The following is a 24,765-nucleotide window of genomic DNA, read 5'->3' as shown; positions in this document are numbered from 1 at the left end:
AAATGAAAGTACTACTAATAAAAGATGTAAAGGCGCTTGGCAAAGCTGGTGAGATAAAAGAGGTAAAAGACGGCTATGGCAATAACTTCTTAATCGGTAAAGGCTTTGCAAAAGCAGCCACTCCAGATGTCCTTCGTCAATACGAAGCAGCTCAAAAGAGAAAGGCTGAAGAGCTAAAATATGAGATCGCAAATTTAGAAAAACTAAAAGAAGAGCTTGCAAAAGTGACAGTCGTAGTCAAGAAAACTCTTGGTGCAAATGGCTCTCTTTTTGGCTCAGTTTCAAAAGAGGAGATCGCAGCAGAGCTTGAAAAGACACACCATTTGGTAGTTGAGAAAAAGGCTATCGACCTAGACACTCATCTAAAAGCTGTTGGTCTTTATGATGTTTCTATAAAGCTTGGTCACTCTATAAATGCGACCTTAAAGGTTGATGTGCAAGGAGAGTAGATGTTTCATGCGACAACCATCTTAGCCTATAAAGGCAAAAATAAAGCGGTCATCGGCGGCGATGGACAGGTGAGCTTTGGTAACACCGTCTTAAAAGGCAATGCCGTAAAAATCCGCAAAATTCACAACGGCAAAGTCCTAGCTGGCTTTGCTGGCAGCACCGCTGATGCGTTTAACCTCTTTGATATGTTTGAGAAAAATTTAGAGCATACAAAGGGGGACTTGCTAAAGGCGGTGATAGAATTTAGCAAAGAGTGGCGCAAAGACAAGTATCTAAGAAAGCTTGAAGCGATGATGCTTGTGCTTGATAGGGATAAAATTTTCTTACTTAGTGGCACTGGTGATGTAGTAGAACCAGAAGATGGCAAGATAGCAGCTATCGGAAGCGGCGGCAACTACGCCCTTTCAGCGGCTCGTGCCCTAGATAAATTTGCTGATATCGACGAAGAGGAGCTAGTCAAAGAGAGCCTCAAGATCGCCGGCGAAATTTGCATCTATACAAATACAAACATCAAAACTTATGTTTTAGAATAAGAGAGAAAATGAACTTAACACCAAGAGAAATTGTTAAATTTTTAGATGACTATGTGATAGGTCAAAAGGACGCCAAAAAGATCATAGCGATCGCACTTCGCAACCGCTACCGCCGTATGAAGCTTGAAAAGAGCTTGCAAGATGACATCATGCCAAAAAATATCTTGATGATCGGCTCAACTGGCGTTGGTAAAACAGAGATCGCAAGGCGTCTTTCAAAGATGATGGGGCTGCCATTTATCAAGGTAGAAGCTAGCAAATACACTGAAGTTGGCTTTGTGGGGCGTGATGTTGAAAGCATGGTAAGAGACCTTGCTATGGCATCGTATAATCTTGTAAAAAACGAGCAAAGCGAGAAAAACCAAGATAAAATCAACGCCTACATCGAAGAAAAGATCGTCTCAAAGCTACTTCCGCCACTGCCAAAAGGTGCTAGCGAAGAGAAGCAAGCAGAGTACGCTAAGAGCTATGACAAGATGCTAAATAGGCTAAGAAACGGCGAACTTGATGAGCTAAGCATCGAGATAGAGGTGCAGCAAAACCCACTTGAAGCTGGCTCAAATGTACCACCTGACATGGCACAGATGCAAGAGAGTTTTATAAAGATAATTGGCATCGGTGGCAAGAACATCAAAAAAGAGATGAAAGTAAAAGACGCCAAAAAAGCTCTTCAAAGCGAGGCAAATGATAAAATTTTAGACCTTGAGAGTGTAAAAACAGAGGCTTTAAGAAGAGCTGAAAACGAGGGTATCATCTTTATAGACGAGATCGATAAGGTTGCTGTTGGCTCAGGTAGCTCAAACAGGCAAGACCCAAGCAAAGAAGGTGTGCAAAGAGACTTGTTGCCTATCGTTGAGGGCTCAAATGTAAATACTAAATTTGGAAATTTAAAGACAGATCACATTTTATTTATCGCAGCTGGTGCCTTTCATATAAGCAAGCCAAGCGATCTCATCCCTGAGCTTCAAGGCCGTTTCCCACTAAGGGTCGAGCTTGATAGTCTTGATGAGGACGCGCTTTATCAAATTTTAACTCAGCCAAAAAATTCGCTTTTAAAACAATATATCGCACTTCTTTCAACTGAAAATGTTGAGCTAGAATTTGACGATGAAGCGATAAAAGAGATAGCTAGGATCGCTCATGCGGCAAATGAAAAGATGGAAGATATCGGTGCAAGACGCCTTCACACGGTGATCGAGCGCGTGATAGAAGATATCAGCTTTGAGGCTAGCGAAAAGAGCGGCGAGAAGATAAATGTGACAAAAGAGCTTGTAAAAGAGCGCCTAAAAGATGTGGTTGAGGATCAAGATCTAGCGAGGTACATACTTTGAAATCGGGCTTTGTTAGCATTATAGGGCGCACAAATGCTGGCAAAAGCTCATTTTTAAATGCCCTATTAAACGAAAAGATCACCATCGTTTCACACAAGCAAAACGCAACTCGCAGAAAGATAAATGGTATCGTGATGAACGGTGAAGATCAGATTATTTTCACCGATACGCCAGGACTACACGAGAGTAACAAGGCGATAAATCAGCTTCTTATAAACCAAGCTATAAAATCGATGGGAGACTGCGATCTCATCGTATTTTTAGCGCCTATTCATGATAGTACGAGCGACTATGAGAAATTCCTAGCTCTAAATCCTGAAAAACCGCACATTTTGGTGCTAACAAAAGTCGATGAGAGCTCAAACACAAAAGTTTTAGAAAAGATAACGCAGTACCAAAAATTTCAAGATAAATTTGCAGCTTTGCTTACTTTTAGCACCAAGCAGCCTACCTATAAAAAGCCGCTTCTTGATGAAATTTGCAAGCTTTTGCCAGAGCATGAGTACTTTTATGATCCAGAATTTCTTACGCCAACAAATGAGAAGGAAATTTTTAGAGAATTTATACTTGAAGCGATCTATGAAAATTTAAGCGATGAGATCCCGTATCTTAGCGATGCGATCATAAAAAGCGTAAAAGAAAAAACAGGCATAACTGAAATTTATGCGAGCATCATCACAGAGCGTGACATCCATAAAAGTATGATCATCGGGAAAAATGGTGAAACTATTAAACGAATAGGAATTTTTGCAAGAAAGTTAATACAAAATTTAACCAACACAAAGGTCTTTTTAAAGCTCGATGTAGTCGTTAAAAAAGGCTGGAGCAAAGAAGAAAAGAGCCTAAATCAGATAATCGGCTATTGATTTTTTATTTTAAAGATATTAAAATACCCAATATAAGCGTTTAGGAAGGTCTTTTGATTCATGATGAATATTAAAAAAAATAGTGAAATTTCTATAGTCGCACTAGATCCGTATGACTATAAAGGATTTCGTTATCACAACAGCAATGTAGAAGCTTTTAACTTTTCAAAAACAGTCAATAAACGCGACTTTTTCATCTCATACATAAAATTTAAAGACTTAAAAACAACAACTATTTTTATCCCTAGAAGCGTTGATAACGACGCCCTATATGAGGAGCTTTATTCAAAGGTCTATGCAGAGCTTTCACTAGATCCTGCACTTGATAATAAGATATTTTTCTCAGAAGGCTCTACAAAAGCTCAAGATAGAATTTTTACTGTTTTTGCTATCACAAATGAAGATATAAATTCGACCTTTAAAGCGGTTGCAAAAAAAGTCCCATATATCGACTATCTTGCGCCTGAGCCTTTGATCTACTCTGCTATTTATAAAAAAGGCTTGCTTCCTAGCACTCAAGCAGACTGCTTTATCGCGCTTAGAAAAGATGAATCATTTTTAAGTATATATTTAGATGGTGATTTTTTTACAGCTAGAGAAATCCGCTATAACCTAAACTACCTTAAAGATAAATTCTTAGAGCAAAGCGGCGATCGCTTGAGTGATGAAAAATTTATCGAAGTTTTGTCTCAAAGAGGACTCGTAAATAAAGATGATGATGGCTTTAACTACGATCTAAACACAGTTTTTGAAGATTATATCTTTTACTTTAACGATATTTTAAACATTATAAATAGCCAAAATGGCATATCTATAAAGAAAATTTACATAGATTGTGACTATGAGATCAAAAATTTTGCAAATTTTATCTCAACCAAACTTGGTTTGGATGCAGAGTATATAAACATAAAAGTTGCGATAAACAACAAAAACTATACTATAAACGAGCGTTATAACGTTATGGCTTTATTTGGTAGATTTTATACCAAAGAGCCATTTTATGAGAATTTTAACCTCTCAAATATGCTCCGTCCAGATCCATTTGTCAAAAGAAAAAGTGGTAAATTTTTGCTCACTTGCGCTGCGGCATTTGCGCTAAGTATGTTATATCCAGCTTACAACTACATAGCTGGTCTTGTTTTAGAAAAAGACAGCGCAAGACTAAATGACGAATATAGCGTCCTAAACGCACAAGAGATGCAGATAAAAGAGACGCTAGCTAAAATTTCAAGAGAACAAGAGGCGGTAAAAGAACAGACTCAAAAAGAGAATGAAAAGCTAAATTTCAGAAAAGGTCTGCTTGCTGAGATCGAAAATAAAAAAGATAATTACGCTATGAAGGGTTTAAATCTTTTTAAAATTACCGATATTTTAAATCTAAACGCAGTTCATATCACAAACATCGTAAATAACGATAGAAATTTGACTATAACTGCAGTTAGCGATAATGAAAAAAGGATAACCCAGTTGATCAAAGATATCAGCAAAGATGAAAAATACTTGGTAAATACTAAAAAAATTCGTTCAGATGACGCTAAGCACGAGTATGAAAGTAATATAAGCATAGAGATTAGACAATGAGACAAGATATTTTAAGCAAAATAGATCAATACTTTGATAGCAAAAAGCCAAACGAAACAAACCTTATTTTTCTTGGCTCAGCGCTTATCATAGCTTATCTTGTTTATATGCTATGCTTTGATCCTGCGCAAAATTTCTTTGATGAAAAGCTTGATAAACATACGAGAATTTCTACAAAGCTAGAAAACACTAGAAACTATCTAGCCTCAGTGAGCTCCCCTGATGGCGATAGAAATTTCAAGATAAATGAAGAAAATAGAAATTTAAGCAATCTAAAACTTCGCTACACGAATATTTTAAAATTTAATACCTATTTTGACTCAAAGCTTAAAGAGCTTTCATTTTTGCTTTTTGACAATCAAAACTGGGCAAACTATATAGATAGCATCGTGCTTTTGGCAAAACAAAATAATATAAAAATTTTAGAGCTTAAAAGCGATATAAAAGAGCCAAATTTCCAAAAGATAGAGCAAATTTTAAATATAGATGTCACTTGCCTTGGGAATTTTAAAGATATGCTTAGCTATATAAACGGACTTGAAGAGTCAAAACTCGTAGTAGATCTTCACAAAATGGATATAAATTCCACTCAAAAAGATCTAGGAGCTAAGCTCTCTATCTCTGTGTGGGGTATGAAGTACTGATGAAAAAATTTGGTTTATTTTTAATTTTAGCTCTAAGTCTATTTGGCAATGAGTTTGAAGGCGAGATGAAAAACTATGATGAAGTTTTTGTTAAGATAAAAGAGCAAAGAAAAGGGCTTAATGGAAGTGAAATTTCTAGCTTACAAGATCCTTTCAAGCTAAATTTGCCAGTTGCTCCAAAAGGCGATCAAAACACTACAAAATACTCTTCTGCAAGGGGGTTTATGCTAAAGGCCATTTTGCTAAATAAAGCAAATATAAATGGTAAGTGGTATAAAGTGGGGGATATGATTGATGATTACAATATCACAAGTGTTCAAGGCAGCAAGGTTATCATCGTAAAAGATGATGAAAAACAAGAACTAACTCTTAAAAATGGAAGTAAAAATGTTGGTATCAAAATTAAGTAAATTTATTATAACTGTGGCGTTAGCTTCATTTTTAGCTACCCCTATGATGGCAAAACCAAGCACATGCTTGAGTAAAAATTTTAGTATGAAGATCACAGACGATATAAGTCTTGGAGATGTTTTAAACCAGCTCTCTGAAATGTGTGATTTTAGTATCGTTGCAAAAGATGCTTATAGCAAAAAAGAGCTTGACGATAAAGTCTTTGGCGTAAATATAAGAAACATGAGCCTAAGCGAGGTCTTTGATCTGCTTTTAAACGAAAAAAATTTAAGCTATGAGTTTTCAAATAATGTCTTAAAAATCTCATCGCTTCAAACGAAAATTTTTAAAATAGACTATATAACCTCTATCCGTGAGGGCACAGCCATTACAAAAGCTTCTGTTGATGCCTCTCCGTCAGAAGTAGGCAGTAGCTCAAGCAGTGATACTAGCTCAAACGACATAAAAAATGAAAATAACTTGATAAGAACAACTGAGAAATTTGACTTTTGGGAGAAGCTTGACGCTGAGCTAAAAGCTATCTTAAATAATAGCAGTGAGCACATCACAGCGCCAGACCCTATCATAAACCAAAATGCCGGACTTATCACGGTTACAGCGACCCCTTCTCAGCTAAAACGCGTTGAAAAATATATAGCTGAGATGCAAAGAAGGCTTAAAAAGCAAGTTATCATCGACGTTTCTATCATCGCAGTTGATCTAAACAATGAGTATAAACAAGGCGTTGATTGGAGTAAATTTGAGCTTGGATTTAACTCATATATAGGCAACCAAGGCTCTAGCACCGGCTCAAGTGTAAGCTGGACAAACAAGGGTAACAGCTTAAGCGATGGCTTTGGGCGCACGTTAAACATCGCTGCAAATTTAAACTTTAGCCTTGATGGTATGATAAATTTCCTTGAAACAAATGGTAAAACAAAGGTTGTTTCAAGTCCAAAAGTAACCACTCTAAATAACCAACAAGCGCTAATCTCTGTGGGTGATAATATAAACTACCGCGTGATGGAAGAGACAGATAATGGTAGCAACAATAACAATAACAACAGGCTTACAACAACTTATAAGCAATACTCTGTATTTATCGGTATCTTGCTAAATTTGCTTCCAGAAGTCTCAGATAACAATAAGATCATGCTTCGCATCAACCCAAGCTTAAGTAGCTTTAAGTATGCAGAAGATGACACAAGATCACAAAATACAGCCATTAGAGAGATCGCCCCTGATACAGTTCAGAAAAAACTCTCAACAGTAGTTCAGGTAAATAGCGGCGATACGATCATACTTGGCGGACTTATCGGACAGACCAAAGATAAGCAAAACACAGCTGTGCCACTTCTAGCTGACATACCTTTGATAGGAAGCGTCTTTAAAAGCACAAGAGATGGCGTAAGAACTACTGAGCTTATCTTTGTCATCACGCCAAGAGTTGTTGATCTTGAAGATCCAAAACCAGTTCAGCAGTCGCTAAAAGATCTAGGATTTTCTAAATCGATCTATGAGTAACGAAAATATTTATACACATATAAAAGATGTTTTTATAGATGAAGACGAGAGTTTAAATTTCGTAAATTTAGACAACTCTATAAGCTGCTACAACAAGATAGTTTTAGCTTTAAAAAAGCCACTAAAGCTTATCTTGTTTTATGGTAAGCCAGGTAGCGGCAAGACCTTTTTGCTAAACAAGATCGCAAATGATCTAAAAGAAGATAAAAGCCTCATCTTTTTTCCACATCCATTTTTTAGCGAGGCGACATTTATCGAGGCACTTTGTGAGCAAATTTATGGAAAAAAGCTTGAAGATATAAACAACTTTGAGAGCTTTATAAAATTTTATTCAAAAGACTTTAGCAGTAAAGATGAAATTTTAAAAAATCAAATGACGGTTATCTTAGATGAGGCACAGCTCTACCCGACTGAGCTTATCGAGAAGATAAGGCTTATGGCTGATACTAGGATGTTTAAATTTCTCTTTACGATACATAAAACTGAAAATGAAGATATTTTGGCGAAAGATTATTTTCAGACTAGAATTTGGGAGAGCATCGAGCTAAGTAGCGCTGATGTAAATGAGATCATCATCTACTTGCAAAGAAAGCTTAGTCAAAAAAACTATGATAAATACCTTAAATTTGACAAAAAAGACTATGAGTGCGCCTACTCATTTTGCGGTGGAAATTTAAGAACGCTAAACAAGATCATGTATAAATTCTATGAAATTTGCGAATACTACGAGCAGTATCAGCCTTCAAAGCTTAGCGGTGATAAGGTAAATATCATGATACTTACCATGGCTGCACTTGATGCGGGGCTAATCGATGCTTGAGCCACAAGAAATTCAAAGACTAGAAAAGCTTTATGAGAGCTACAAGAAAAAAAATGGTGGTTTTTTGCATAAAATTTTTAATGCCAAAAACTCTAAAATTTTAATCATCGAGCTTTTGCTTATCATCATTTTGCTGGCTGCGTTGTTAGTGCTAAGCATAGAGAAAGCTCCAAGTCTTGCAAGTAAAAGCGATAAAGTTTTAGCCAAAAATGCAACTGCTGTAAAAATGGTAGAAAAAAATGAGACAAATGCAAGCGTTCTTAGTGAGCTAAAGCAAAAGAGCGAGGTTGCTAAGGCTAAATTTGAAGAGGGTAAAAAGCAAGATGAGCTAGCTGACAAGATAGCTAAAAAGCTTGAAGAGGTTGTAAAGATAAACGAGACAAACGATACTTCAAAAAATGACCCAAAAAGGCAAAGAAACTCACAAGGTTGGCTTAAGCTAAACATCCCTGATGAAGAGCCACTTAGCGAACAAAATGGCATAAACGGCATAAGCGTGCCACAAGATGAAGTGATAGATCTTGAGTCAAAGCCAGCTAGAAAGCGTGTAAATATACAAGTAACTTCAGCATCAAATGAAGAGAGCGTGCTAAGAGAACAATTTTTAAAGACAAATAATCCAACTATTGCACTTGAGCTTGCGAGATTAAATTTTAGAAATAATAATTTCAAAGAAGCTATAAAGTGGTCGCTTGCTGCGAACGATATAGATAATAGCTTAGAGGAGTCGTGGATCATCTTTGCAAAGTCAAAATATAAGCTAAAACAAAGTGATGATGCCGTAAAAGCTCTAAGGGAGTATAATAAAAACTTAAACAAAGCTTCGATAAATGAGCTTATAAATAAGATAAAAAGTGGAACATTATGAAATTTTTTGCTATTTTTTTGGTTTTTGTTTGTGAAGTTTTTGCTGTTAGCCTAACTGAGATAAGGGATGACTTTAACAGCGCAAACTACGCAAAAGTCTGCAATCAAAAGGTTGAAGACTTTTTAAAAACACAAAATAACGAAGAGCAAATTTCTATGTTTGGCATCGCTTGCATAAAGATGAATGATCTAAACAGGTTAGCAACTCCGATTGATAAGCTAGTAAAGAGCGAAAAATCAAGAGAAAATGCTGCCTATTTTGCTGACATCTTGTTTAAGAAAAAGCTCTTATTTCACGCTATGATAGATGGCGTTGATATAAGCTATATCAGACTTCCAAAGAGTGATTATATACTTTCATTTTTGTTTGATAAATTTGTAAAAAAAGAGTATGTCGAAGAGCTTGGCACATTTATCTTTGAAGAGCCAAATTCTGACACAAGATATGAGATAAGCCCAACAAATGGGCAAATACCAAAGCTAGTGCTTAAAATTTTTAAAAATAACGACCTGAAATCACAAATAGAGTATAGATAATGAAAAATGTAGAAAATGTAATCTTAAAAAATATAGAACAAAATGGCAAACTAAGCACATCAGATATAGAAAAGATAAAGCAGATAAGCGAGCAAGAAGGTAAGGGTCTTGTTAAAATTTTAAGAGATGAAAATTTAATAAACGATGAAGATTTTATGGAAATTTTGTCCGATATTTACAGAAGAGGGCATGTAAATATAGATGAAATTTCAAACGATCTTGAGCTTGATATAAAGGCTTTTGTTAAATTTATAAGCGAGAAATTTAAGGTTTTATACTTTGACCTTGATGATATCGACATCGACTACCGCATCAGCGAGAAGCTAAGCACCGCTCAGCTAAAAACATATAGCGCGATCCCAGTAAAAGAAGACGAGATAAGCGTATATGTCGCTTTTAAAAATCCGTTTGACGTTATTGCTCAAGATAAGGTGCAAAATTTATTTAATAGAAAACTACTAAAAGTTGCCATCGCTCAGCCAACTCAGATAGAAAAATATATAAGCAAGCTAGCACTTAATGAGAGCATAAAAGATGTGATAACAGAGATCAGAAGAGAGCTTTCAAGCTCAGCTAGTCAAGGTCAAAACAGTGAAAACTCTGGAATTTTAAAGCTAATAGAGATCATCTTAAAAACATCTATTCAAAGTAGAGCCAGCGACATCCACATCGAGCCGACCGAGACAAACTGCATCGTAAGAAGCAGGATCGATGGTATGCTAAGCGAGACATTTATATTTGATAAAGATATCTATCCGCCGATGGTTAGCCGTATGAAGCTACTATCAAACATGGACATCGCAGAGCGCCGCCGCCCACAAGATGGTAGATTTTCTGCTCAAATTTTAGACAAAGAGTATGATTTTCGTATCTCGACGCTACCCATCTTAAATGGCGAAAGTATAGTTTTAAGAATTCTTGATAAGTCAAAGGTCATTATAAATTTAGAAGATCTTGGCATGCATCCAGATAATTTCGCTAAATTTAAAAAGAGTATGAAAGCGCCTTATGGCATCATCCTAGTCACTGGTCCAACAGGCTCAGGTAAGACAACGACGCTTTACGGCGCGCTAAATGATATAAAAAGCGTAAAAACTAAGATCATCACAGTTGAAGATCCGGTCGAATACCAGCTAAATATGATCCAACAAGTGCATGTAAATGAAAAGGCTGGACTTACCTTTGTCTCAGCTCTTCGCTCTATCTTGAGGCAAGATCCAGACGTCATAATGATAGGCGAGATCAGGGATCAAGAGACGCTTCGCATAGCGATACAAGCGGCACTTACTGGTCACCTTGTCTTTTCTACGCTTCACACAAATGATGCCATTAGCGCACTTCCTCGTATGATAGATATGGGCATCGAGCCTTATCTAGTAAGTGGCGCGCTCGTTTGTATAGAGGCTCAAAGACTTGTTAGAAAGCTCTGCCCACACTGCAAACAAAAGATCACTCTATCTCAAAAGACATTTGACGAGGTTAAGAAATTTGTCCCTGAAAACTACCAGTTTTATAAAAGTGTCGGATGCCCACAATGCTCACAAACTGGGTATCTAGGACGTGAGATGATAAGTGAAATTTTACCTATTAGTGACCATATAGCAAGTATGGTTGCAAATGGCGCTTCTAAAGATGAGCTTAAAAGCGTAGCCTACGAAGAGGGCTTTATAGATATGTTTCATGATGGCGTCATAAGAGCAGCAAATGGCATAACCACGCTTGAAGAAGTTTATAGGGTTGCTAAGATATGAAATACTTTGAGGTTGAGTACATCCAAAACGGCAAACGCCACAAGATGAGCCTAAGAGCGAATAATAAAAGCGAGATCAAAGACAAAGCAAATGTTACTGGCATGATCGTCAAGATCAAAGAGACGCAAACTTCTAGCATAAATAACTTTGAAAATTTACAAAACGTGATCGCAAAAGCTTTTACTAATCCAAAGGTGAAAATCCCAAATTTAGTAGCCACCATAAGGCAGCTTAGCGTTATGACAAATGCTGGAATTTCTATCCACGATAGCATTAAAGAGGTTGCAAACTCCACCGAGGATAAGCGCCTTAAATTTATATTTCAGACCATAGATGAGGAGCTAAATCAAGGCTCAAGCCTTACAAATAGTATAGAAAATTTTAAAGAAGAGCTTGGCGACGTGACGCTAGCGATGATAAGACTAGGGGAAAGCACTGGTAATATGGCTGACGCGCTTGCAAAGCTTGCCTCTATCTTGCAAGAGGTCTGGGACAATCAGCAAAAATTTAAAAAAGCTATCCGCTATCCGATAACAGTCATCTGCGCGATCATCATAGCCTTTGTCATCCTTATGATACTTGTTGTGCCGCAGTTTAGAGAAATTTTTGAGCAGTTAAATGCAGAGCTACCACTGCCAACTAAAATTTTGCTAAATATCGAATACGTCATGACAAACTACGGCTTTTATATCCTTGGAGCACTTGCATTTATCGGATATTTGCTTAGAAAATACTATCTTGAGAGTGAAGAATTTCAAGATAAGGTCGATAAATACCTTTTGAAAGTCTATCTCATCGGCAAGATCATATTTTATTCGAATATGAGCAGGTTTAACCTCATCTTTACAGAGCTTGTTCGAGCTGGTTTGCCTATAGCAGATGCCCTTGATACGGCTGTGATAACGGTTTCAAACAAGGATATCAAAAAGAAGCTAAGTGGCGTTAAGATACTTGTTGGTAGGGGTGTTAGCCTAACGGAGGCTTTTAGAGATACAAATTTATATGAAAATATGCTCATACAGATGATAAGCGCTGGCGAGCAAAGCGGTAGCTTGGATGATATGACCGGAAAAGTAACTGACTATTACAGGATGAAATTTAACGATATTATTGATAACATCTCAAACTATATAGAGCCTATCTTGCTCGTTTTTATAGCAGGTATGGTGCTTTTACTAGCTCTTGGTATATTTTTGCCGATGTGGGATCTATCAAAAGCCGTTAAAAACTAAAATAATTAAAATCTTAAAGGAGAGAAGATGTCTGAAAACAAAGAACACATGGTCGAAGAGAGCGCCTTTTTGGTCTCAAAGACCGACTTAAAAGGACGTATTACATATTGTAACGAGCCATTTTTAAAGATAGTTGGAGCCAAACAAGCTGAAGTCTTGGGTAAGCCTCACAACATCATAAGACACCCAGATATGCCAAGAGCTGTTTTCAAGCTACTTTGGGAGCGCATAAAAAATAAAGAAGAAATTTTTGCTTATGTTAAAAACAAAAGCTTTGATGGTGGATACTACTGGGTATTTGCAAATATCACAACTTCGCTTGATGTGCAAAATAATCCAGTTGGCTACTACTCAGTTAGACGCAAGCCAAATCCAAAGGCAATTGAGGTGATAGAGCCTATATATCAAAAGTTGTTATCGGTAGAAAAGAGCGGTGGCATGGATGCTTCGATGAAATTTTTAACTGAATTTTTAAAAGAAAAAAATATAAGTTATGATGAATTTGTAAATAACCTACAAAGGCTATAAGATGTTTGGAAAAAAACTTGACTCTATAAATGAAATTTTAAGCGTAGTAGGCTCAGCTAGAAACGGCATATTAGAGCCTAGGATAGTAAATGTAAAAGAAAATGACCCTCTTTATGAAGTAGCACTTGGTATAAATGACTTGCTTGATCAAGTTGAGGCGCTCCAAAGAGAAATTTCAACCTCAATAGACGCTGCTCAAAGCGGACTAACATATAGAAATATCTTTACAGAGGGATTTCGCGGTATATTTAAACAAAATGCCATCTCTATGAGCAACGGCGTAACTGGTATAAAAGATAGTCACAAAAGTAAAGTAAGAGGCCTACTTTCAAAAGAGCTCGACACACTTGGCAATGGCAATGACGGCATAGAAGATGTTAGAAACGATCTAAATGAGAGCATCAAAAACCTAAGCCAAATGGCACACATGGCACAAGATACAGCTAGGATCGCTGAGGATACGACGCAAAGCATAAATGAGCTAAGCGTAAATATGAGTTCACTTGAGGAGCTGATAGAGGGCTCAAGCCACGCTATAAGCACGCTAAATAGCAGAACAGATGACATCACTTCGGTTGTAAATTTGATAAAAGATATAGCTGAGCAGACAAATTTGCTAGCTCTAAACGCAGCTATCGAGGCAGCACGAGCAGGCGAGCATGGACGTGGCTTTGCAGTTGTCGCTGATGAGGTTAGAAAGCTAGCTGAAAATACCCAAAAAGCGACACATGAGATCGGTGTAAATATCCAAACACTTCAGCAAGAAGCCAAAGATATAGATGAAAATTCTAAAAAGATAGATGAAATTTCAAAGATCGCCACAGCAAATGTCGAAAATTTCAAACAAACTTTAGCTAGCTTTAACCAAAATGCAAAAGAGACAGCCCAAAGATCAAAATATGTAGAAGACAAGACCTTTGGCATCATCGCAAAGATAGCTATCATCGTCTATAAAGTGGGTGTTTATTCAGATACGGTAAATGAGCAAGGTTACGGCGACGATATAGCAAAAGACGCAGACGATCTTGTAGCGTGGTATGAAAATGAGTGTGCAAAGAGCTTTAGCCACACTAAAACCTACGAGAAATCACGCCATTTAGTGGATGAATTTAACAAAAACATCAAAGCCATCTTGACAGAAGCTGGCAAGGGCTATAACGAGAAAAATTTAAAACATTTTGTCACTGAGTTTAGAAAGCTCGAAGATCTTAGCAGAGAGATATTTAACTCATACAACGAAATGGTCGCTTCAAAATAACTTCAAATTTGCTAGACTCGCTTTGGGTCTAGCTCCTCTTAGATTGATTTAAATTTTATTTTTATAAATTTTTTCTACATTATCATTTAAAATTATGATAATTAATATTGTTTTTATGCTTGCTTTGTTAAATTTGCGTTTCGCTTTCATTATCAATGATTAAATTTAACAAAAGGATATCCGTGAGTAGATCAAAATTTATCGCCATTTGCCTTAGTGCTTGTGTGGCAAATTCTCTCTATGCAGTAGAGAAAGAGAACAACGAAACTAAGCTAGATGGCGTCGTAGTAAGTGCGAGTGGCTTCTCGCAGCAGATCAAAGAAGCCCCTGCAAGCATCAGTGTGATAAGTGGCGATGAGCTTACAAAAGATAGCTTTACTTCGCTTCACTCTATCGCTCAAAAGGTGCCAGGCGTAAATGTCGTTGGCGGCGAGGACGGGGCAGCCAGTGGTATCTCGATACGCGGTATGGAAAGCTCTCAAACGCTAGTTTTGATAGATGGTAAAAGAGCAAATTCAAGCAGCGCAAATCCAAAGGGCGGAGCAGGGGATATGAACTCAAATTTCATCCCACCAGCCGAGGCGATCGAGCGTATAGAGGTCATCCGTGGCCCTATGAGCTCGCTTTATGGCAGCGACGCAGTTGGAGGCGTTATAAATATCATTACCAAAAAGGACTTTTCAAAATTTAGCGGCAACGTTGGCATCTCAACCACGATAAACGCTCACAAAGGCATAGGAGACGGTAGGCAGGGCGACTTTTATCTAAATTTACCTCTTTATAAAGAGTTTTTTGCGCTTCAGCTTTGGGGCTATAAAAAGCTAAGAGATGAGGATAATTACAAAGGTGGTTATCAAAAGAGCGATAAGAGAAATTTAAGCGCAAAACTTTGGATCACACCAGATGAACACAATAAATTCTTCATCCTTGGCTCAAACGAAAGACACGACTACTCACGCACCGTCGGCAAAACAGCCACTAAAAAGACAAATAAGCTTTTAAACGCTTATGATTATGAGAAAAAGAGCTACGGCGTGGGCTACCTTGGCGAATTTGATAGCCTAAATGCCGATCTTAGCTACATTTACGACCAGACGCAAAGAACGAGCCTTTTTGACAAATTTATACCAGCAAAAGCTAAAAATCACAACTTTAACTCAAAATTTACAACCTTTTTTGGCGCACATACTCTAACTTTTGGCTATGACTTTAGCAAGCAAAATGTCGGCACGACCTTCATCGTCTCAAACGCTTCAAGAAACGGCTTAAAAGATCCAAAGACCTACTCGATGAGCGAGCATGCGGGATTTATCGAAGATGAGTGGCAAATTTTAGATGAGAAGCTGTTTTTAACGCTTGGCTCAAGGCTCACGCACAACGAATTTTTTGGCAACCACCTCTCGCCAAGAGCCTACTTAGTCTATAACGCCACAGATACGCTAAGTTTAAAAGGCGGCGTAGCGACTGGCTATAAAACGCCAAATGTCAATCAAATTTCCCCAGAAGTAGGCACTATTCAAAAGGCTTGGAGTATAGTTGATTTTGGCAACAAGGACCTAAAGCCAGAAAAGAGCACGACCTATGAAGTTGGGGCGTATTATGACAATCAAGCTGATTTTAGAGGCTCGGTAACGCTTTTTAGAAATGAATTTAAAGATAAGATCCTAGACACTGATGGCAGTAAAAGAGTAAATGGAATTCCAGCCTTTGGCACTTGCACAAATGCACCAGACGTTACTTGCCCTGGTTGGGGAACTTACTTTAACATAGAAGGTGCGACCGTTTGGGGCGTAGAGCTAAGTGGCGACTACGACATCCTTTCAAATCTAAATTTAAGCTCAAACTACACCTACAATAAGTCAAAGATAAAAACTGGCAACCCAACGATAAATACGCCAAATGGCCCTATGAAATTTAGCCAAACTGGGCTTAACAGACTTGATGGTAAAAGCCTAACAGCAACGCCAGAGCACACATTTCACGCCACGCTTACATATAAGCCTGTAAAAAGCGTCAAGACATTTTTTGGTGCAAACTACGAGAGCAAGCTAACAAGTGTAAATTTTGGTGCTGGCAACAGCGTAAGAGAGAACACAAAAGACCTACTCACCTTCGATACAGGCGTCAGTTGGGATGCAAACAAGCACCTAACGCTTAGCCTAAATGCCTACAATATCTTTGATAAAGTAAGATACGATGAGGCGCTAGCAGACGACGGCAACTACTACTGGTATCCGCAAGAGGGCAGGAGATTTTGGTTTAAGGTCGCTGCAAAATGGTAAGAGCCTTTAAATTTTTGCTTTTTACGCTTGGTGTGACGCAAATTTTACAAGCAGCTCCGCAACAAACGCCTGAGCCACTTAGCCAAAAAGCTGCTAGTAAATTTGAAATTTCAACCTTTAAAATGAGCGCAAATGATGAAATTTATAAAATTTTCACAGCCAAGCTAAAGGGGCAAAATGAGTTTAAAAATGTGCTTTTCTTGCTTGACGCAAACGCCCAGTTTAACATGCTCTTAAATGAATTTGACGCCACGACTGCCCCACTAATAATAGGCATAGGATATGACACAAACAAAAGCTACGAAGTAGAAAAACGCACAAGAGATCTCACGCCAAAGGCAGAGGGCGAGGAGTTTAGCAAAGGTGGTGGCGCAGATACGTTTTACCACTTTTTAACTAGAAATTTAGTGCCGTTAATTGATGAGAAATTTAACGTGCAGGGTAGTCAAAAAAGCCTTTATGGACACTCTTTTGGCGGGCTTTTTACGCTTTATGCCTTGCTTAAAAACGAGGGCATTTTTACAAATTTCTTTATCGCTTCGCCATCTCTTTGGTGGGGCGAGTCTGAAATTTTAAAGCAAAACGTGAGTGAGGGTAAATTTAAAGAGAAATTAAAAGCCAAATTTGTCTTTCTTAGCGTTGGCGAGCTTGAAAAGAGAAAGGGCAAAACAGACAAAACTGGCATTTTAAAAGCGAGTGATTTGGCTTTGATTTTAAAGCAAAGTGGGGTAAATTCTCACTTTGAACTTTTTAAAAATGAAACCCACGGCAGTGTCATACCTCTAAATTTAAAAGAGCTTTTAAAATATATAAAGGATTAAAAATTTAAGGCTATTTTTGTTAAAATCCGCCACATGAGAGTAGATAAATTTTTAAACGTAGTAAATATCACCAAAAGGCGTGCCGTTAGCGAAGATATGTGTAAAAGTGGCGTTGTGAGCATAAACGGCGTGCAGGCAAAAGCGGCAAAAGACGTAAAGATAGGCGATGTTATCACCATCAAATTTTTAGCTCGTGAGGCGAGATATGAGGTGCTAGCGATCCCAACTACAAAGAGCATACCAAAAAGCGCTCAAAGCGAATACGTAAAAGAGCTTTGATGATTTTTGAGCTTTTAGAAAATGAGCTTGACCAGCTTGTGCGGGTGCTGCCAAAAAGTGGCGTGGTGCTACTAAGTGGCGATCTAGCAAGTGGCAAAACGACGCTTGTAAAGGCGATCATCAAAGCGCACGGCATAGATGAGAGCGTGACGTCGCCGACATTTTCTTTGATGCAAATTTACGGCAAAGATATCTACCACTACGACATTTATCAGATCGGATTTGACGGGATGGCAAAAAACGGCCTTTTTGAAAATTTATTTGAAGAGGGGCTTCATCTGGTAGAGTGGGGCGATGAAAATTTAGAAAAAGCTCTAAAGAAAAACGGCGAGAGCTATACGTTAGTAAAAATTTCTCCTAGCAAAAATGGCAGAAAATACGAGGTTATAAGTGCATAAACTAGAAGTAAAATATCTAAAAAAGACGATAAAAAAAAGTGAGATCATAAAAGGTATATCTTTAGAGGTAAATAGTGGCGAGGTCGTGGGGCTTCTTGGGCCAAATGGCGCTGGAAAGACGACCACTTTTTATATGATCTGCGGGCTCATCTCGCCAACTAGCGGAGATGTTTTTTTAAACGACGAAAAGATCACAAATGTCCCGCTTCACAAAAGAGCGCACCTTGGTATTGGCTATTTGCCGCAAGAGTCAAGCATATTTAAAGAGCTAAGCGTCGAAGAAAATTTACTCCTTGGGGCTGAAATACTAAATCAAAGCAAAGAAGATATCGCCAAAAGAGTAAATGAGATGCTAAATATGCTAAACATCGAGCCTATCCGCCTAAGAAAGGGCGTTAGTCTAAGTGGCGGCGAGCGTAGACGCTGTGAGATCGCTAGAAGTCTCATCATAAAGCCAAAATTTTTGCTGCTTGATGAGCCATTTGCAGGCGTTGATCCTATCGCAGTTAGCGACATCCAAAGCATCGTTAGAGACCTTAAAAAGCTAGGCATAGGCGTTTTGATAACCGACCACAACGTCCGTGAGACACTAGCCATTTGCGACAGAGCCTACGTCATCAAAGATGGCTCTCTACTAGCAAGTGGCAGTGCGAGCGAAGTGGCAAACAACAAGCTCGTTAGAACGCACTATCTTGGCGAAGAATTTAAGCTACTTGAGTAGATGATGCTAAGGCAAAAGCAAACTTTAGCGCCAAAGATCAAACTAAACCAAACGCTAAGAAGCTGGCTTCCTATCCTTCAAAGCGGGCTTGATGAGCTAAAAGAGACGCTTGAGCCTTTTATAAAAGAGAATCCATTTGCCACGATCGAACACAAAAATTTAGAAAAAAACGAAAAAAAGCGAAATTTTTTCGAGCAGGTTAGCAAAAACTCGGTTAGTGAGAACATCGAGGCTTTAAGCATCTATAAAGAAAGCCTCTATGAAAAGCTCGTTAGCCAGATAAATCCACCACTTTTCCCCACGCAAAAGTCCCAAGATATCGCATATAAGATCATTGAATGCTTAGATGATGAGGGATATTTTTCTTATGATGATGAAATTTTTGCGGGCTTTAATGAAAATGAGGTGGAGCGAGTTAGAGCAAGATTTGCCTACCTTGAGCCCTGTGGCGTGGGCGCAAAGGATGTTAAAGAGAGCTTTTTGTTTCAGCTTGGCGAGGCAGAGGCGAGTGATGAGATCATAGAGTGCGCAAAAAAGATCATCTTAAATTTTGAAAATATAGAGAAGCTTAGAAAGCTTAAATTTTATGACGACGCGCTAAAGATCATAAAGAAATTTAAAAACCCCCCAGCCATTGAGTATCTTGAAGATGAAAAAGAGGCGGTGCCTGATATCTTCGTGCTAAGCACAAGTAGTGGCATAAGCGTGCAGATAAATGACGAGTACTATCCTGAAATTTCTATCGACACCGAGGGACTAGACGAGAAAGAGGCCTTTGTAAGCTCGCGCATAAAAGAGGCAAGCGAGCTAATTGACGCCCTTGAGATGAGAAAGGCGACACTTTATAAGATAGGGCTCATGATAGTTGAGTATCAGTACGACTACTTTTTGGGCGGCGACATAAAGCCTATGAAGCTAAAAGACCTAGCTGACGAGCTTGGACGCAACCCTTCAACCATCTCAAGAGCGATCGCGAACAAATATCTAAGCTCTACAAGAGGCACGGTCGCACTTAAAAATTTCTTCGCAACTGGCTTTGACGAGGAGACTTCAAACGCTGCGATAAAGGAATTTTTGCTAGAGCTTATCAAAAATGAAGATCATAAAAAGCCTCTTTCTGATCTCAAAATCCAAGAGCTAATCCAAGCTAAATTTAACATCCAAATAGTTCGCCGAACTATCACCAAATACCGCAAAATCCTAAACATCGGCAGCTCAAGCCAGCGAAAAAAGATCTATCAGATAAACGGCTAACTACCACTCATTTATGGCAAAAAGTGTGGCTTTGCGCATCTGCGTAAAAAGCTCACTGCTAAGCTCATCATACTCTTTGCCTCGTTTTTTATGCTGCGCTAAGCCTGCTGCGTCGTCGTTCCAAGAGCCCATGCCACCAAAGACATCAGCCGCACTTGCCGCAGTAAAAAGGGCTAAATTTAGCTTTGGCATAAGTGGCGCATTTAGGACATTTTGCTCTATATTTTCTGGCTCGTTTAGCGCTTTTAGCCCCTTTCTAAAGCAGTCGCCAAAATTCTCACACTCTATCTCATCTGCAAATTTAGAGATCCTTGTTAGGATATCTTTAAACTCCAAAGTGTTATCGCTAAATTTTTGAATTTCTGGCATGCCATCTAGGCTAAATTCTTTATAGACTATCTCCCAGACATCCCAGCCCTTTTTATCTTCTTTAAAGCTCCAGTGCGGCACAAAGTAGCTCATCTTATCTTTATAAATGCAAAGAATTGACTTGTGGCTTACATTTGAAAAGCCTTGTAGCGAGCGCTCCTCTGAAGAGACCGTCAAATTTGTGGCGTATCTCACGTCGCTTAGTCCAAGCTTTAAGGCGTGCTTAAACCACTCATTTATGCTAGCTTGCTCTCTTTTTTCTGGCTCATCACCTAAGACATAGTCAAAAACTAGGCTTTTTATATATTTTTCGCTTTTGTAGTTTAGCTCTAAATTTGACATTAAGGCTTGCTTTATGGAGGCTACGATAATGCAAGCATTAAAAACTTCACCATTCATTTTTGCTCCTTTTTTTCGCAATTTTAATCAAAAAGGGATAAATTTTCTAAATTTACTTTTTAGCGTTTGCAAGCGAAAACTTCAGTTTTTTATAGTAAAATAGCCAAAAATTTCAAAGAGGCAAAATGGATTTTAATGAGATTGATAAGCTGATAAACACGCTTAAGAAAAACTTGGAAGTTATCGAAAATAACGGCGTTGTCCAGCCTGAAACAAAGATCGATGCGCTCACTTTTAATAAAAATGTCGAAGAGATCAAAAAAAGACTTTACAGCACAACAGACGAGGGCAGTTTTTTTAAAAATGTCTTTAATACTGAAGATTATTACGAAAACATTAGCTCATACCTTGATCAAACAAACAAAAGTTTATATTACAAGATAGAAAAGGCCGGCGTTAGCTTAAAGGCTAATCAAAATTTACAAGAGAGCCTAGCAAATATCTCAAACATCATGCAAGTTTTGGTTGCTGAATATCAGATACAAAACAAACAAAAGAAGAAAAGTATATTCTCAAGAAGTGGCGATACAACGATGATAAGAGGGCTACTTGCCGAGCTAATGGAACTACAAAATAGGATGAATAAAATTTTACATCTCGACTCTCAGATCGTCTCAAACGTCGTTTTGGAAAATTTTAAAACTATCTACACATTTTTTTATAACTGCATAAGGGTTGCCAAACAAAGGGGTGACGAGCTACTTTTGGTTGAGATCGCAGGCATCACAGATAGGATCATTGAGATGATAAGACCTGTGCTTTCAGGCAAGAGCCTAAAGACAAACGAGCTTATCTATCACTACCTCATTTACGAGCTACGAGAGCTAAAAGCCTACGCCATAGGCGAGGACCTAGCCTAAAATTTTATCCACTATCTCTTTTGCCCCATTTGGCAAAAGGATATCTTTTAGAGCTTTGCTGCTTTTGCTTAGATCAAAGCTCTCGATCATTTTTATGACTTCGTCTTTGTCTAAATTTTCGCCATTTTGCAGACAAATTTCAGCTATGCCTTTATCTTTTAGAAATTTAGCGTTATAAAACTGGTGATTGCCAGCAGCATAAGGAAATGGCACAAAGATAGATGGCAGGGCGTTTGCGCAAAGCTCCCAAAGTGAGCTAGCTCCAGCTCGTGATATGGCAAGATCAGCCTCGCTCATCTTCTTTTCTATCTCTTTGCTAAAGTCAAAAATTTCTAAATTTGCCTCGCTAAAGCCAAGCTCATCATATCTTTTTTTAAGCTCATCAAGGGCGTTTTTGCCGCATTGATGAATGATCTTTATCCCTTTTTCTTTAAGATATGGGGCTAAATTTATAGCTAGCTCGTTTATCGCTTTTGCGCCTTGTGAGCCACCTAAAAATAGTATCGTTTTTAGCTCGCTTCTAACTCTTTGGCTTTCAAAAAATTTATTTGCCACTGGGTAAGGGCATGGCGAGAGCTCATCATAAGAGCTAAAAAAGCCTTTTGCATATGGCTTTAAAATTTTATTTAGCTTGCCAGTTACGGCATTTTGCTCATGGATGAAAAGTGATGTTTTTGAGATGATGGCCGCTATCGCTGCTGGCGCTGCTGAGTAGCCTCCCACGCTGATGACTGCTTTAACGCCATTTTCTTTAAAAATTTGCCTGCACTTTAGAGCTAGACTTATGATGTTTGTTAGTGATTTTAGCTTGGCAAGACCTCTTTTATTTACGACACCACTGCTTGGTAAGAAGAATTTTTGTGCAAATTTATCATCATTTTCAAACCAAAATTTATCCTGACCGCTAGTTGAGCCGATAAAAATAGGCTTTATACCTCGTCTATTTAACTCCTCACAAAAGCTTCTAGCGATCGCCAAATGCCCACCAGTGCCGCCACCACAAATAACTATCATAGTTTCGCCTTTTTACTAACCATCAAGACCATGCCGATGCCGATGCATATAGCAAGTACGGAGCTACCGCCATAGCTTAAAAATGGCACAGCTATACCTTTTATCGGCGTGATCGATGTGATGCCGTAGCTATTCATCAAAAATGAAAACGACAAGATAAGACCGATACCAAGTGAGAATAGGTGATAGACCTTGTTTTCGCTCCTAGCTGAAATTCTAAATATCCTATAAAGTAGCGTGATAAAGATCGCTGTGATGCATAAAATGCCAAAAACACCGACCTCTTCAGCTATGCCAGCTAGCACGAAGTCTGTATGCACCTCGCTTAAAAAGCCAAGCTTAAAGATCCCAGCTCCAAGCCCTTCGCCAAAAAACTCGCCGTGTTTAATTGCATTTAGTGAGTGAGAAATTTGATATGGCTCTGGTGCGTCTGCCACTCTAAGCACGTTTGCCACGCTATCTGGCAAGAAAGAGAGAACCATGTTTTGTATCGTGCCCCACCATGACTTTATACGTAAAATTCTGTGCTCAGAGCTAACGATCGCCACTGTCATGACAAAGGCAGCGCCCAAGATACCGATACCAAATAGCCTAACGCTAGCCCCTGCAAAAAGCGCCATCGTCACAAAGGTAAGTGCCAAAACTACAACCTGACCAAGGTCGTTTTGCATAACGGCGATAAGAAAGATAGCGATACCAAAAAGAATGATATAAGGCAAAAGTATCTTTAGCTCAGCCATCAAAGTCCTCTTGCCGTCGCTAAATTTTCTAGTAAAACTCCACGCCAAAAAATAGACAAAACCGACTTTGAAAAACTCAACTGGCGCAAGTGAGAAGCCAGGCAGTCTGATCCAGCGTCTAGCACCTCCAGAGTCAGTAACCATCGAAGCTGGCAAGGCGTGCATGAGCCCCATAGCGATACCGCACGAGATAAGCAGCCCAAAGCCTATCCAAACGAGCGCTTTATCGGGATTTAGCCTAGAGAGCCACCACATGAGAAAAATTCCTATACAACCGACTGCAAACTGGCGGATAAAAAAGTGAAATTCGTCGTAGTTAAAAAATAAAACTGTAAAAACTGGCAAGGATAGTGAAAAAATGATACTTATGGCGATCAAAGTCGCGCAAAGATAGAAAATAACCTTATCAACTGCCAAATTTAGCTCCAACTTTAAAATGAGCCAAAGTATAATAAAAAACGGCTTACAAAGATATTATTTGCTATAATTGCAGGCTTTAAGGATGGGCATGAGGATAGGTATATTTGACTCGGGGCTTGGCGGACTTAGCGTCTTAAACGAAGCTTTAAGCAAGCTTAGTGAGCATGAATTTTTATATTACGCAGACGTGAAAAATGTCCCATACGGACAAAAGAGCAGGGATGAGATCTTAAAATTTAGCTTTGATGCGGTGAAATTTCTTGTTAAAAATGGCGCAAACGCCGTCGTGGTCGCGTGCAACACTGCAACAAGCGTGGCGATAAAAGAGCTTAGAGTAAATTTAAGTGTGCCGATCATCGGCATGGAGCCAGCTGTAAAAAAGGCTCACGATCTAAGCCATGATGATGCTTTAAAAACGCTTGTCATAGCCACTCCAGTCACCGTAAATGGCGCAAAACTAAAAGAGCTAATCACAAATTTAAACGCAAAAGATAAAACCGAACTACTTGCTTTGCCTCGCCTTGTAAATTTTGCTGAAAAGGCTGAGTTTGAGAGTGAAAACGTGAAGTCATATCTAAAAGAAGAGCTAGTTAAATTTGATCTAAGTAAATTTGACTTTTTGGTGCTTGGCTGCACGCATTTTAACTATTTTAAAGATAGCTTAAGAGAAATTTTGCCCCCAAATGTAAGCATAATAGACGGCAACGAAGGGACTATAAAGCGCCTTATAAGCGAGCTTGGACTTAAAATTTCAAATGTAAATTTAACTCCAAATGTAAAATTTTTCTACTCTGGTGAGGAGGTTTGCGAGCAAAACGAGCTAGAGAAAATTTTAAGAAATTTAGCTAGATTAGAAAAAATGAGAGCGATTAGTTAGGCTAATTTTAGCTAGAAAT

The 24,765-nt window shown here is 38.5% G+C and carries 26 protein-coding genes; 23 read left to right on the top strand and 3 right to left on the bottom strand.

The features are described 5' to 3' along the window. Positions 1-2: 2 nt before the first annotated feature. From rplI to F3G91_RS00470, 21 genes are all read left to right on the top strand, one after another. Positions 3-449, top strand: coding sequence for a 50S ribosomal protein L9 (gene rplI / locus F3G91_RS00570; RefSeq protein WP_021086217.1), 447 nt, complete (start codon positions 3-5; stop codon positions 447-449). Then, on the top strand, positions 450-983 hold the full coding sequence (gene hslV, locus F3G91_RS00565) for an ATP-dependent protease subunit HslV (protein ID WP_002940451.1): 534 nt from the start codon (positions 450-452) through the stop codon (positions 981-983). An 8-nt stretch (positions 984-991) separates the two neighbouring features. Continuing rightward, entirely contained in the window at positions 992-2,314 is a 1,323-nt protein-coding gene (gene hslU, locus F3G91_RS00560) for an ATP-dependent protease ATPase subunit HslU (RefSeq protein ID WP_012001741.1), read from the top strand. Continuing rightward, positions 2,311-3,180: a GTPase Era gene (gene era / locus F3G91_RS00555; RefSeq protein WP_149700376.1), complete on the top strand. Its 870-nt coding sequence runs from the start codon at positions 2,311-2,313 to the stop codon at positions 3,178-3,180. Before hslU ends, era begins: the two co-directional genes overlap by 4 nt. 60 nt (positions 3,181-3,240) lie before the next feature. Next, positions 3,241-4,761, top strand: a complete 1,521-nt coding sequence (locus F3G91_RS00550; protein WP_149700375.1) for a PilN family protein — start codon at positions 3,241-3,243, stop codon at positions 4,759-4,761. Then, on the top strand, positions 4,758-5,405 hold the full coding sequence (locus F3G91_RS00545) for a hypothetical protein (protein WP_012001744.1): 648 nt from the start codon (positions 4,758-4,760) through the stop codon (positions 5,403-5,405). The genes F3G91_RS00550 and F3G91_RS00545 overlap by 4 nt, the downstream gene beginning before the upstream one ends. Further along, positions 5,405-5,815, top strand: coding sequence for a hypothetical protein (locus tag F3G91_RS00540; protein ID WP_103586129.1), 411 nt, complete (start codon positions 5,405-5,407; stop codon positions 5,813-5,815). Before F3G91_RS00545 ends, F3G91_RS00540 begins: the two co-directional genes overlap by 1 nt. Next, a complete protein-coding gene (mshL, locus tag F3G91_RS00535; RefSeq protein WP_149700374.1) occupies positions 5,793-7,319 on the top strand; it encodes a pilus (MSHA type) biogenesis protein MshL in 1,527 nt (508 codons plus the stop codon). The genes F3G91_RS00540 and mshL overlap by 23 nt, the downstream gene beginning before the upstream one ends. Continuing rightward, positions 7,312-8,139 (top strand): ATP-binding protein, encoded by an 828-nt coding sequence (locus F3G91_RS00530; RefSeq protein ID WP_149700373.1) that lies wholly within the window; start codon positions 7,312-7,314, stop codon positions 8,137-8,139. The genes mshL and F3G91_RS00530 overlap by 8 nt, the downstream gene beginning before the upstream one ends. Continuing rightward, on the top strand, positions 8,132-9,007 hold the full coding sequence (locus F3G91_RS00525; protein WP_149700372.1) for a CDC27 family protein: 876 nt from the start codon (positions 8,132-8,134) through the stop codon (positions 9,005-9,007). Before F3G91_RS00530 ends, F3G91_RS00525 begins: the two co-directional genes overlap by 8 nt. Next, positions 9,004-9,543: a hypothetical protein gene (locus F3G91_RS00520; RefSeq protein ID WP_021089183.1), complete on the top strand. Its 540-nt coding sequence runs from the start codon at positions 9,004-9,006 to the stop codon at positions 9,541-9,543. Before F3G91_RS00525 ends, F3G91_RS00520 begins: the two co-directional genes overlap by 4 nt. Next, positions 9,543-11,294, top strand: a complete 1,752-nt coding sequence (locus tag F3G91_RS00515; protein ID WP_149700371.1) for a GspE/PulE family protein — start codon at positions 9,543-9,545, stop codon at positions 11,292-11,294. The genes F3G91_RS00520 and F3G91_RS00515 overlap by 1 nt, the downstream gene beginning before the upstream one ends. Further along, entirely contained in the window at positions 11,291-12,526 is a 1,236-nt protein-coding gene (locus tag F3G91_RS00510; RefSeq protein ID WP_012001751.1) for a type II secretion system F family protein, read from the top strand. Before F3G91_RS00515 ends, F3G91_RS00510 begins: the two co-directional genes overlap by 4 nt. A gap of 27 nt (positions 12,527-12,553) precedes the next feature. Then, positions 12,554-13,054: a PAS domain-containing protein gene (locus F3G91_RS00505; RefSeq protein ID WP_103597587.1), complete on the top strand. Its 501-nt coding sequence runs from the start codon at positions 12,554-12,556 to the stop codon at positions 13,052-13,054. Between the two features lies 1 nt (position 13,055). Beyond that, on the top strand, positions 13,056-14,312 hold the full coding sequence (locus F3G91_RS00500; RefSeq protein ID WP_009293850.1) for a methyl-accepting chemotaxis protein: 1,257 nt from the start codon (positions 13,056-13,058) through the stop codon (positions 14,310-14,312). Between the two features lie 182 nt (positions 14,313-14,494). Then, complete coding sequence (locus tag F3G91_RS00495) at positions 14,495-16,594, top strand: TonB-dependent receptor domain-containing protein (protein ID WP_223227793.1); 2,100 nt, start codon at positions 14,495-14,497, stop codon at positions 16,592-16,594. Next, entirely contained in the window at positions 16,588-17,415 is an 828-nt protein-coding gene (locus F3G91_RS00490; protein ID WP_149700369.1) for an alpha/beta hydrolase, read from the top strand. The genes F3G91_RS00495 and F3G91_RS00490 overlap by 7 nt, the downstream gene beginning before the upstream one ends. Before the next feature lie 33 nt (positions 17,416-17,448). Continuing rightward, positions 17,449-17,694 (top strand): RNA-binding S4 domain-containing protein, encoded by a 246-nt coding sequence (locus tag F3G91_RS00485; RefSeq protein ID WP_002940508.1) that lies wholly within the window; start codon positions 17,449-17,451, stop codon positions 17,692-17,694. Beyond that, complete coding sequence (gene tsaE, locus F3G91_RS00480) at positions 17,694-18,092, top strand: tRNA (adenosine(37)-N6)-threonylcarbamoyltransferase complex ATPase subunit type 1 TsaE (protein WP_149700368.1); 399 nt, start codon at positions 17,694-17,696, stop codon at positions 18,090-18,092. Before F3G91_RS00485 ends, tsaE begins: the two co-directional genes overlap by 1 nt. Beyond that, the gene (gene lptB, locus F3G91_RS00475; RefSeq protein WP_149700367.1) at positions 18,085-18,813 is read left to right on the top strand and encodes an LPS export ABC transporter ATP-binding protein; all 729 of its coding nucleotides are present in this window, start codon (positions 18,085-18,087) and stop codon (positions 18,811-18,813) included. Before tsaE ends, lptB begins: the two co-directional genes overlap by 8 nt. 3 nt (positions 18,814-18,816) lie before the next feature. Further along, positions 18,817-20,067: an RNA polymerase factor sigma-54 gene (locus F3G91_RS00470; protein WP_223227821.1), complete on the top strand. Its 1,251-nt coding sequence runs from the start codon at positions 18,817-18,819 to the stop codon at positions 20,065-20,067. Here F3G91_RS00470 and F3G91_RS00465 read toward each other — a convergent pair whose 3' ends face one another. Further along, positions 20,068-20,835: a hypothetical protein gene (locus F3G91_RS00465; RefSeq protein WP_149700365.1), complete on the bottom strand. Its 768-nt coding sequence runs from the start codon at positions 20,833-20,835 to the stop codon at positions 20,068-20,070. A 125-nt stretch (positions 20,836-20,960) separates the two neighbouring features. On the opposite strand from F3G91_RS00465, the gene F3G91_RS00460 reads away from it, so the two are divergent. Next, positions 20,961-21,695 carry an imidazole glycerol phosphate synthase gene (locus F3G91_RS00460; protein WP_149700364.1) on the top strand — a complete coding sequence of 245 codons (735 nt, stop codon included), beginning with the start codon at positions 20,961-20,963 and terminating at the stop codon, positions 21,693-21,695. On the opposite strand, the gene murG is transcribed toward F3G91_RS00460, so the two are convergent. Beyond that, complete coding sequence (murG, locus tag F3G91_RS00455) at positions 21,687-22,709, bottom strand: undecaprenyldiphospho-muramoylpentapeptide beta-N-acetylglucosaminyltransferase (protein ID WP_149700363.1); 1,023 nt, start codon at positions 22,707-22,709, stop codon at positions 21,687-21,689. The genes F3G91_RS00460 and murG overlap by 9 nt on opposite strands. Beyond that, the gene (locus F3G91_RS00450) at positions 22,706-23,866 is read right to left on the bottom strand and encodes an FtsW/RodA/SpoVE family cell cycle protein (RefSeq protein WP_009293817.1); all 1,161 of its coding nucleotides are present in this window, start codon (positions 23,864-23,866) and stop codon (positions 22,706-22,708) included. Before F3G91_RS00450 ends, murG begins: the two co-directional genes overlap by 4 nt. A gap of 91 nt (positions 23,867-23,957) precedes the next feature. Here F3G91_RS00450 and murI point away from each other — a divergent pair, with 91 nt between their 5' ends. Beyond that, positions 23,958-24,746, top strand: a complete 789-nt coding sequence (gene murI / locus F3G91_RS00445) for a glutamate racemase (RefSeq protein ID WP_149700362.1) — start codon at positions 23,958-23,960, stop codon at positions 24,744-24,746. Positions 24,747-24,765 lie beyond the last annotated feature (19 nt).

Origin of the sequence: Campylobacter concisus (assembly GCF_902460715.1) — a bacterium.
Taxonomy (GTDB): Bacteria; Campylobacterota; Campylobacteria; order Campylobacterales; family Campylobacteraceae; genus Campylobacter_A; species Campylobacter_A concisus_AK.
The sequence above is the reverse complement of the archived record's forward strand: the minus strand, read 5'-3'. Positions and strand labels throughout refer to the sequence as shown.

What these genes read in the sequence shown, in the direction of transcription:
- rplI (WP_021086217.1), top strand. Translation starts at nt 3, where the DNA reads ATGAAAGTACTACTAATAAAAGATGTAAAGGCGCTTGGCAAAGCTGGT.
- hslU (WP_012001741.1), top strand. Translation starts at nt 992, where the DNA reads ATGAACTTAACACCAAGAGAAATTGTTAAATTTTTAGATGACTATGTG.
- F3G91_RS00500 (WP_009293850.1), top strand. Translation starts at nt 13,056, where the DNA reads ATGTTTGGAAAAAAACTTGACTCTATAAATGAAATTTTAAGCGTAGTA.
- murI (WP_149700362.1), top strand. Translation starts at nt 23,958, where the DNA reads ATGAGGATAGGTATATTTGACTCGGGGCTTGGCGGACTTAGCGTCTTA.
- F3G91_RS00490 (WP_149700369.1), top strand. Translation starts at nt 16,588, where the DNA reads ATGGTAAGAGCCTTTAAATTTTTGCTTTTTACGCTTGGTGTGACGCAA.
- hslV (WP_002940451.1), top strand. Translation starts at nt 450, where the DNA reads ATGTTTCATGCGACAACCATCTTAGCCTATAAAGGCAAAAATAAAGCG.
- F3G91_RS00530 (WP_149700373.1), top strand. Translation starts at nt 7,312, where the DNA reads ATGAGTAACGAAAATATTTATACACATATAAAAGATGTTTTTATAGAT.
- F3G91_RS00460 (WP_149700364.1), top strand. Translation starts at nt 20,961, where the DNA reads ATGGATTTTAATGAGATTGATAAGCTGATAAACACGCTTAAGAAAAAC.
- mshL (WP_149700374.1), top strand. Translation starts at nt 5,793, where the DNA reads ATGTTGGTATCAAAATTAAGTAAATTTATTATAACTGTGGCGTTAGCT.
- F3G91_RS00485 (WP_002940508.1), top strand. Translation starts at nt 17,449, where the DNA reads ATGAGAGTAGATAAATTTTTAAACGTAGTAAATATCACCAAAAGGCGT.
- murG (WP_149700363.1), bottom strand. Translation starts at nt 22,709, where the DNA reads ATGATAGTTATTTGTGGTGGCGGCACTGGTGGGCATTTGGCGATCGCT.
- F3G91_RS00510 (WP_012001751.1), top strand. Translation starts at nt 11,291, where the DNA reads ATGAAATACTTTGAGGTTGAGTACATCCAAAACGGCAAACGCCACAAG.
- F3G91_RS00515 (WP_149700371.1), top strand. Translation starts at nt 9,543, where the DNA reads ATGAAAAATGTAGAAAATGTAATCTTAAAAAATATAGAACAAAATGGC.
- F3G91_RS00550 (WP_149700375.1), top strand. Translation starts at nt 3,241, where the DNA reads ATGATGAATATTAAAAAAAATAGTGAAATTTCTATAGTCGCACTAGAT.
- F3G91_RS00470 (WP_223227821.1), top strand. Translation starts at nt 18,817, where the DNA reads ATGCTAAGGCAAAAGCAAACTTTAGCGCCAAAGATCAAACTAAACCAA.
- F3G91_RS00520 (WP_021089183.1), top strand. Translation starts at nt 9,004, where the DNA reads ATGAAATTTTTTGCTATTTTTTTGGTTTTTGTTTGTGAAGTTTTTGCT.
- tsaE (WP_149700368.1), top strand. Translation starts at nt 17,694, where the DNA reads ATGATTTTTGAGCTTTTAGAAAATGAGCTTGACCAGCTTGTGCGGGTG.
- F3G91_RS00505 (WP_103597587.1), top strand. Translation starts at nt 12,554, where the DNA reads ATGTCTGAAAACAAAGAACACATGGTCGAAGAGAGCGCCTTTTTGGTC.
- F3G91_RS00465 (WP_149700365.1), bottom strand. Translation starts at nt 20,835, where the DNA reads ATGAATGGTGAAGTTTTTAATGCTTGCATTATCGTAGCCTCCATAAAG.
- F3G91_RS00525 (WP_149700372.1), top strand. Translation starts at nt 8,132, where the DNA reads ATGCTTGAGCCACAAGAAATTCAAAGACTAGAAAAGCTTTATGAGAGC.
- F3G91_RS00540 (WP_103586129.1), top strand. Translation starts at nt 5,405, where the DNA reads ATGAAAAAATTTGGTTTATTTTTAATTTTAGCTCTAAGTCTATTTGGC.
- F3G91_RS00545 (WP_012001744.1), top strand. Translation starts at nt 4,758, where the DNA reads ATGAGACAAGATATTTTAAGCAAAATAGATCAATACTTTGATAGCAAA.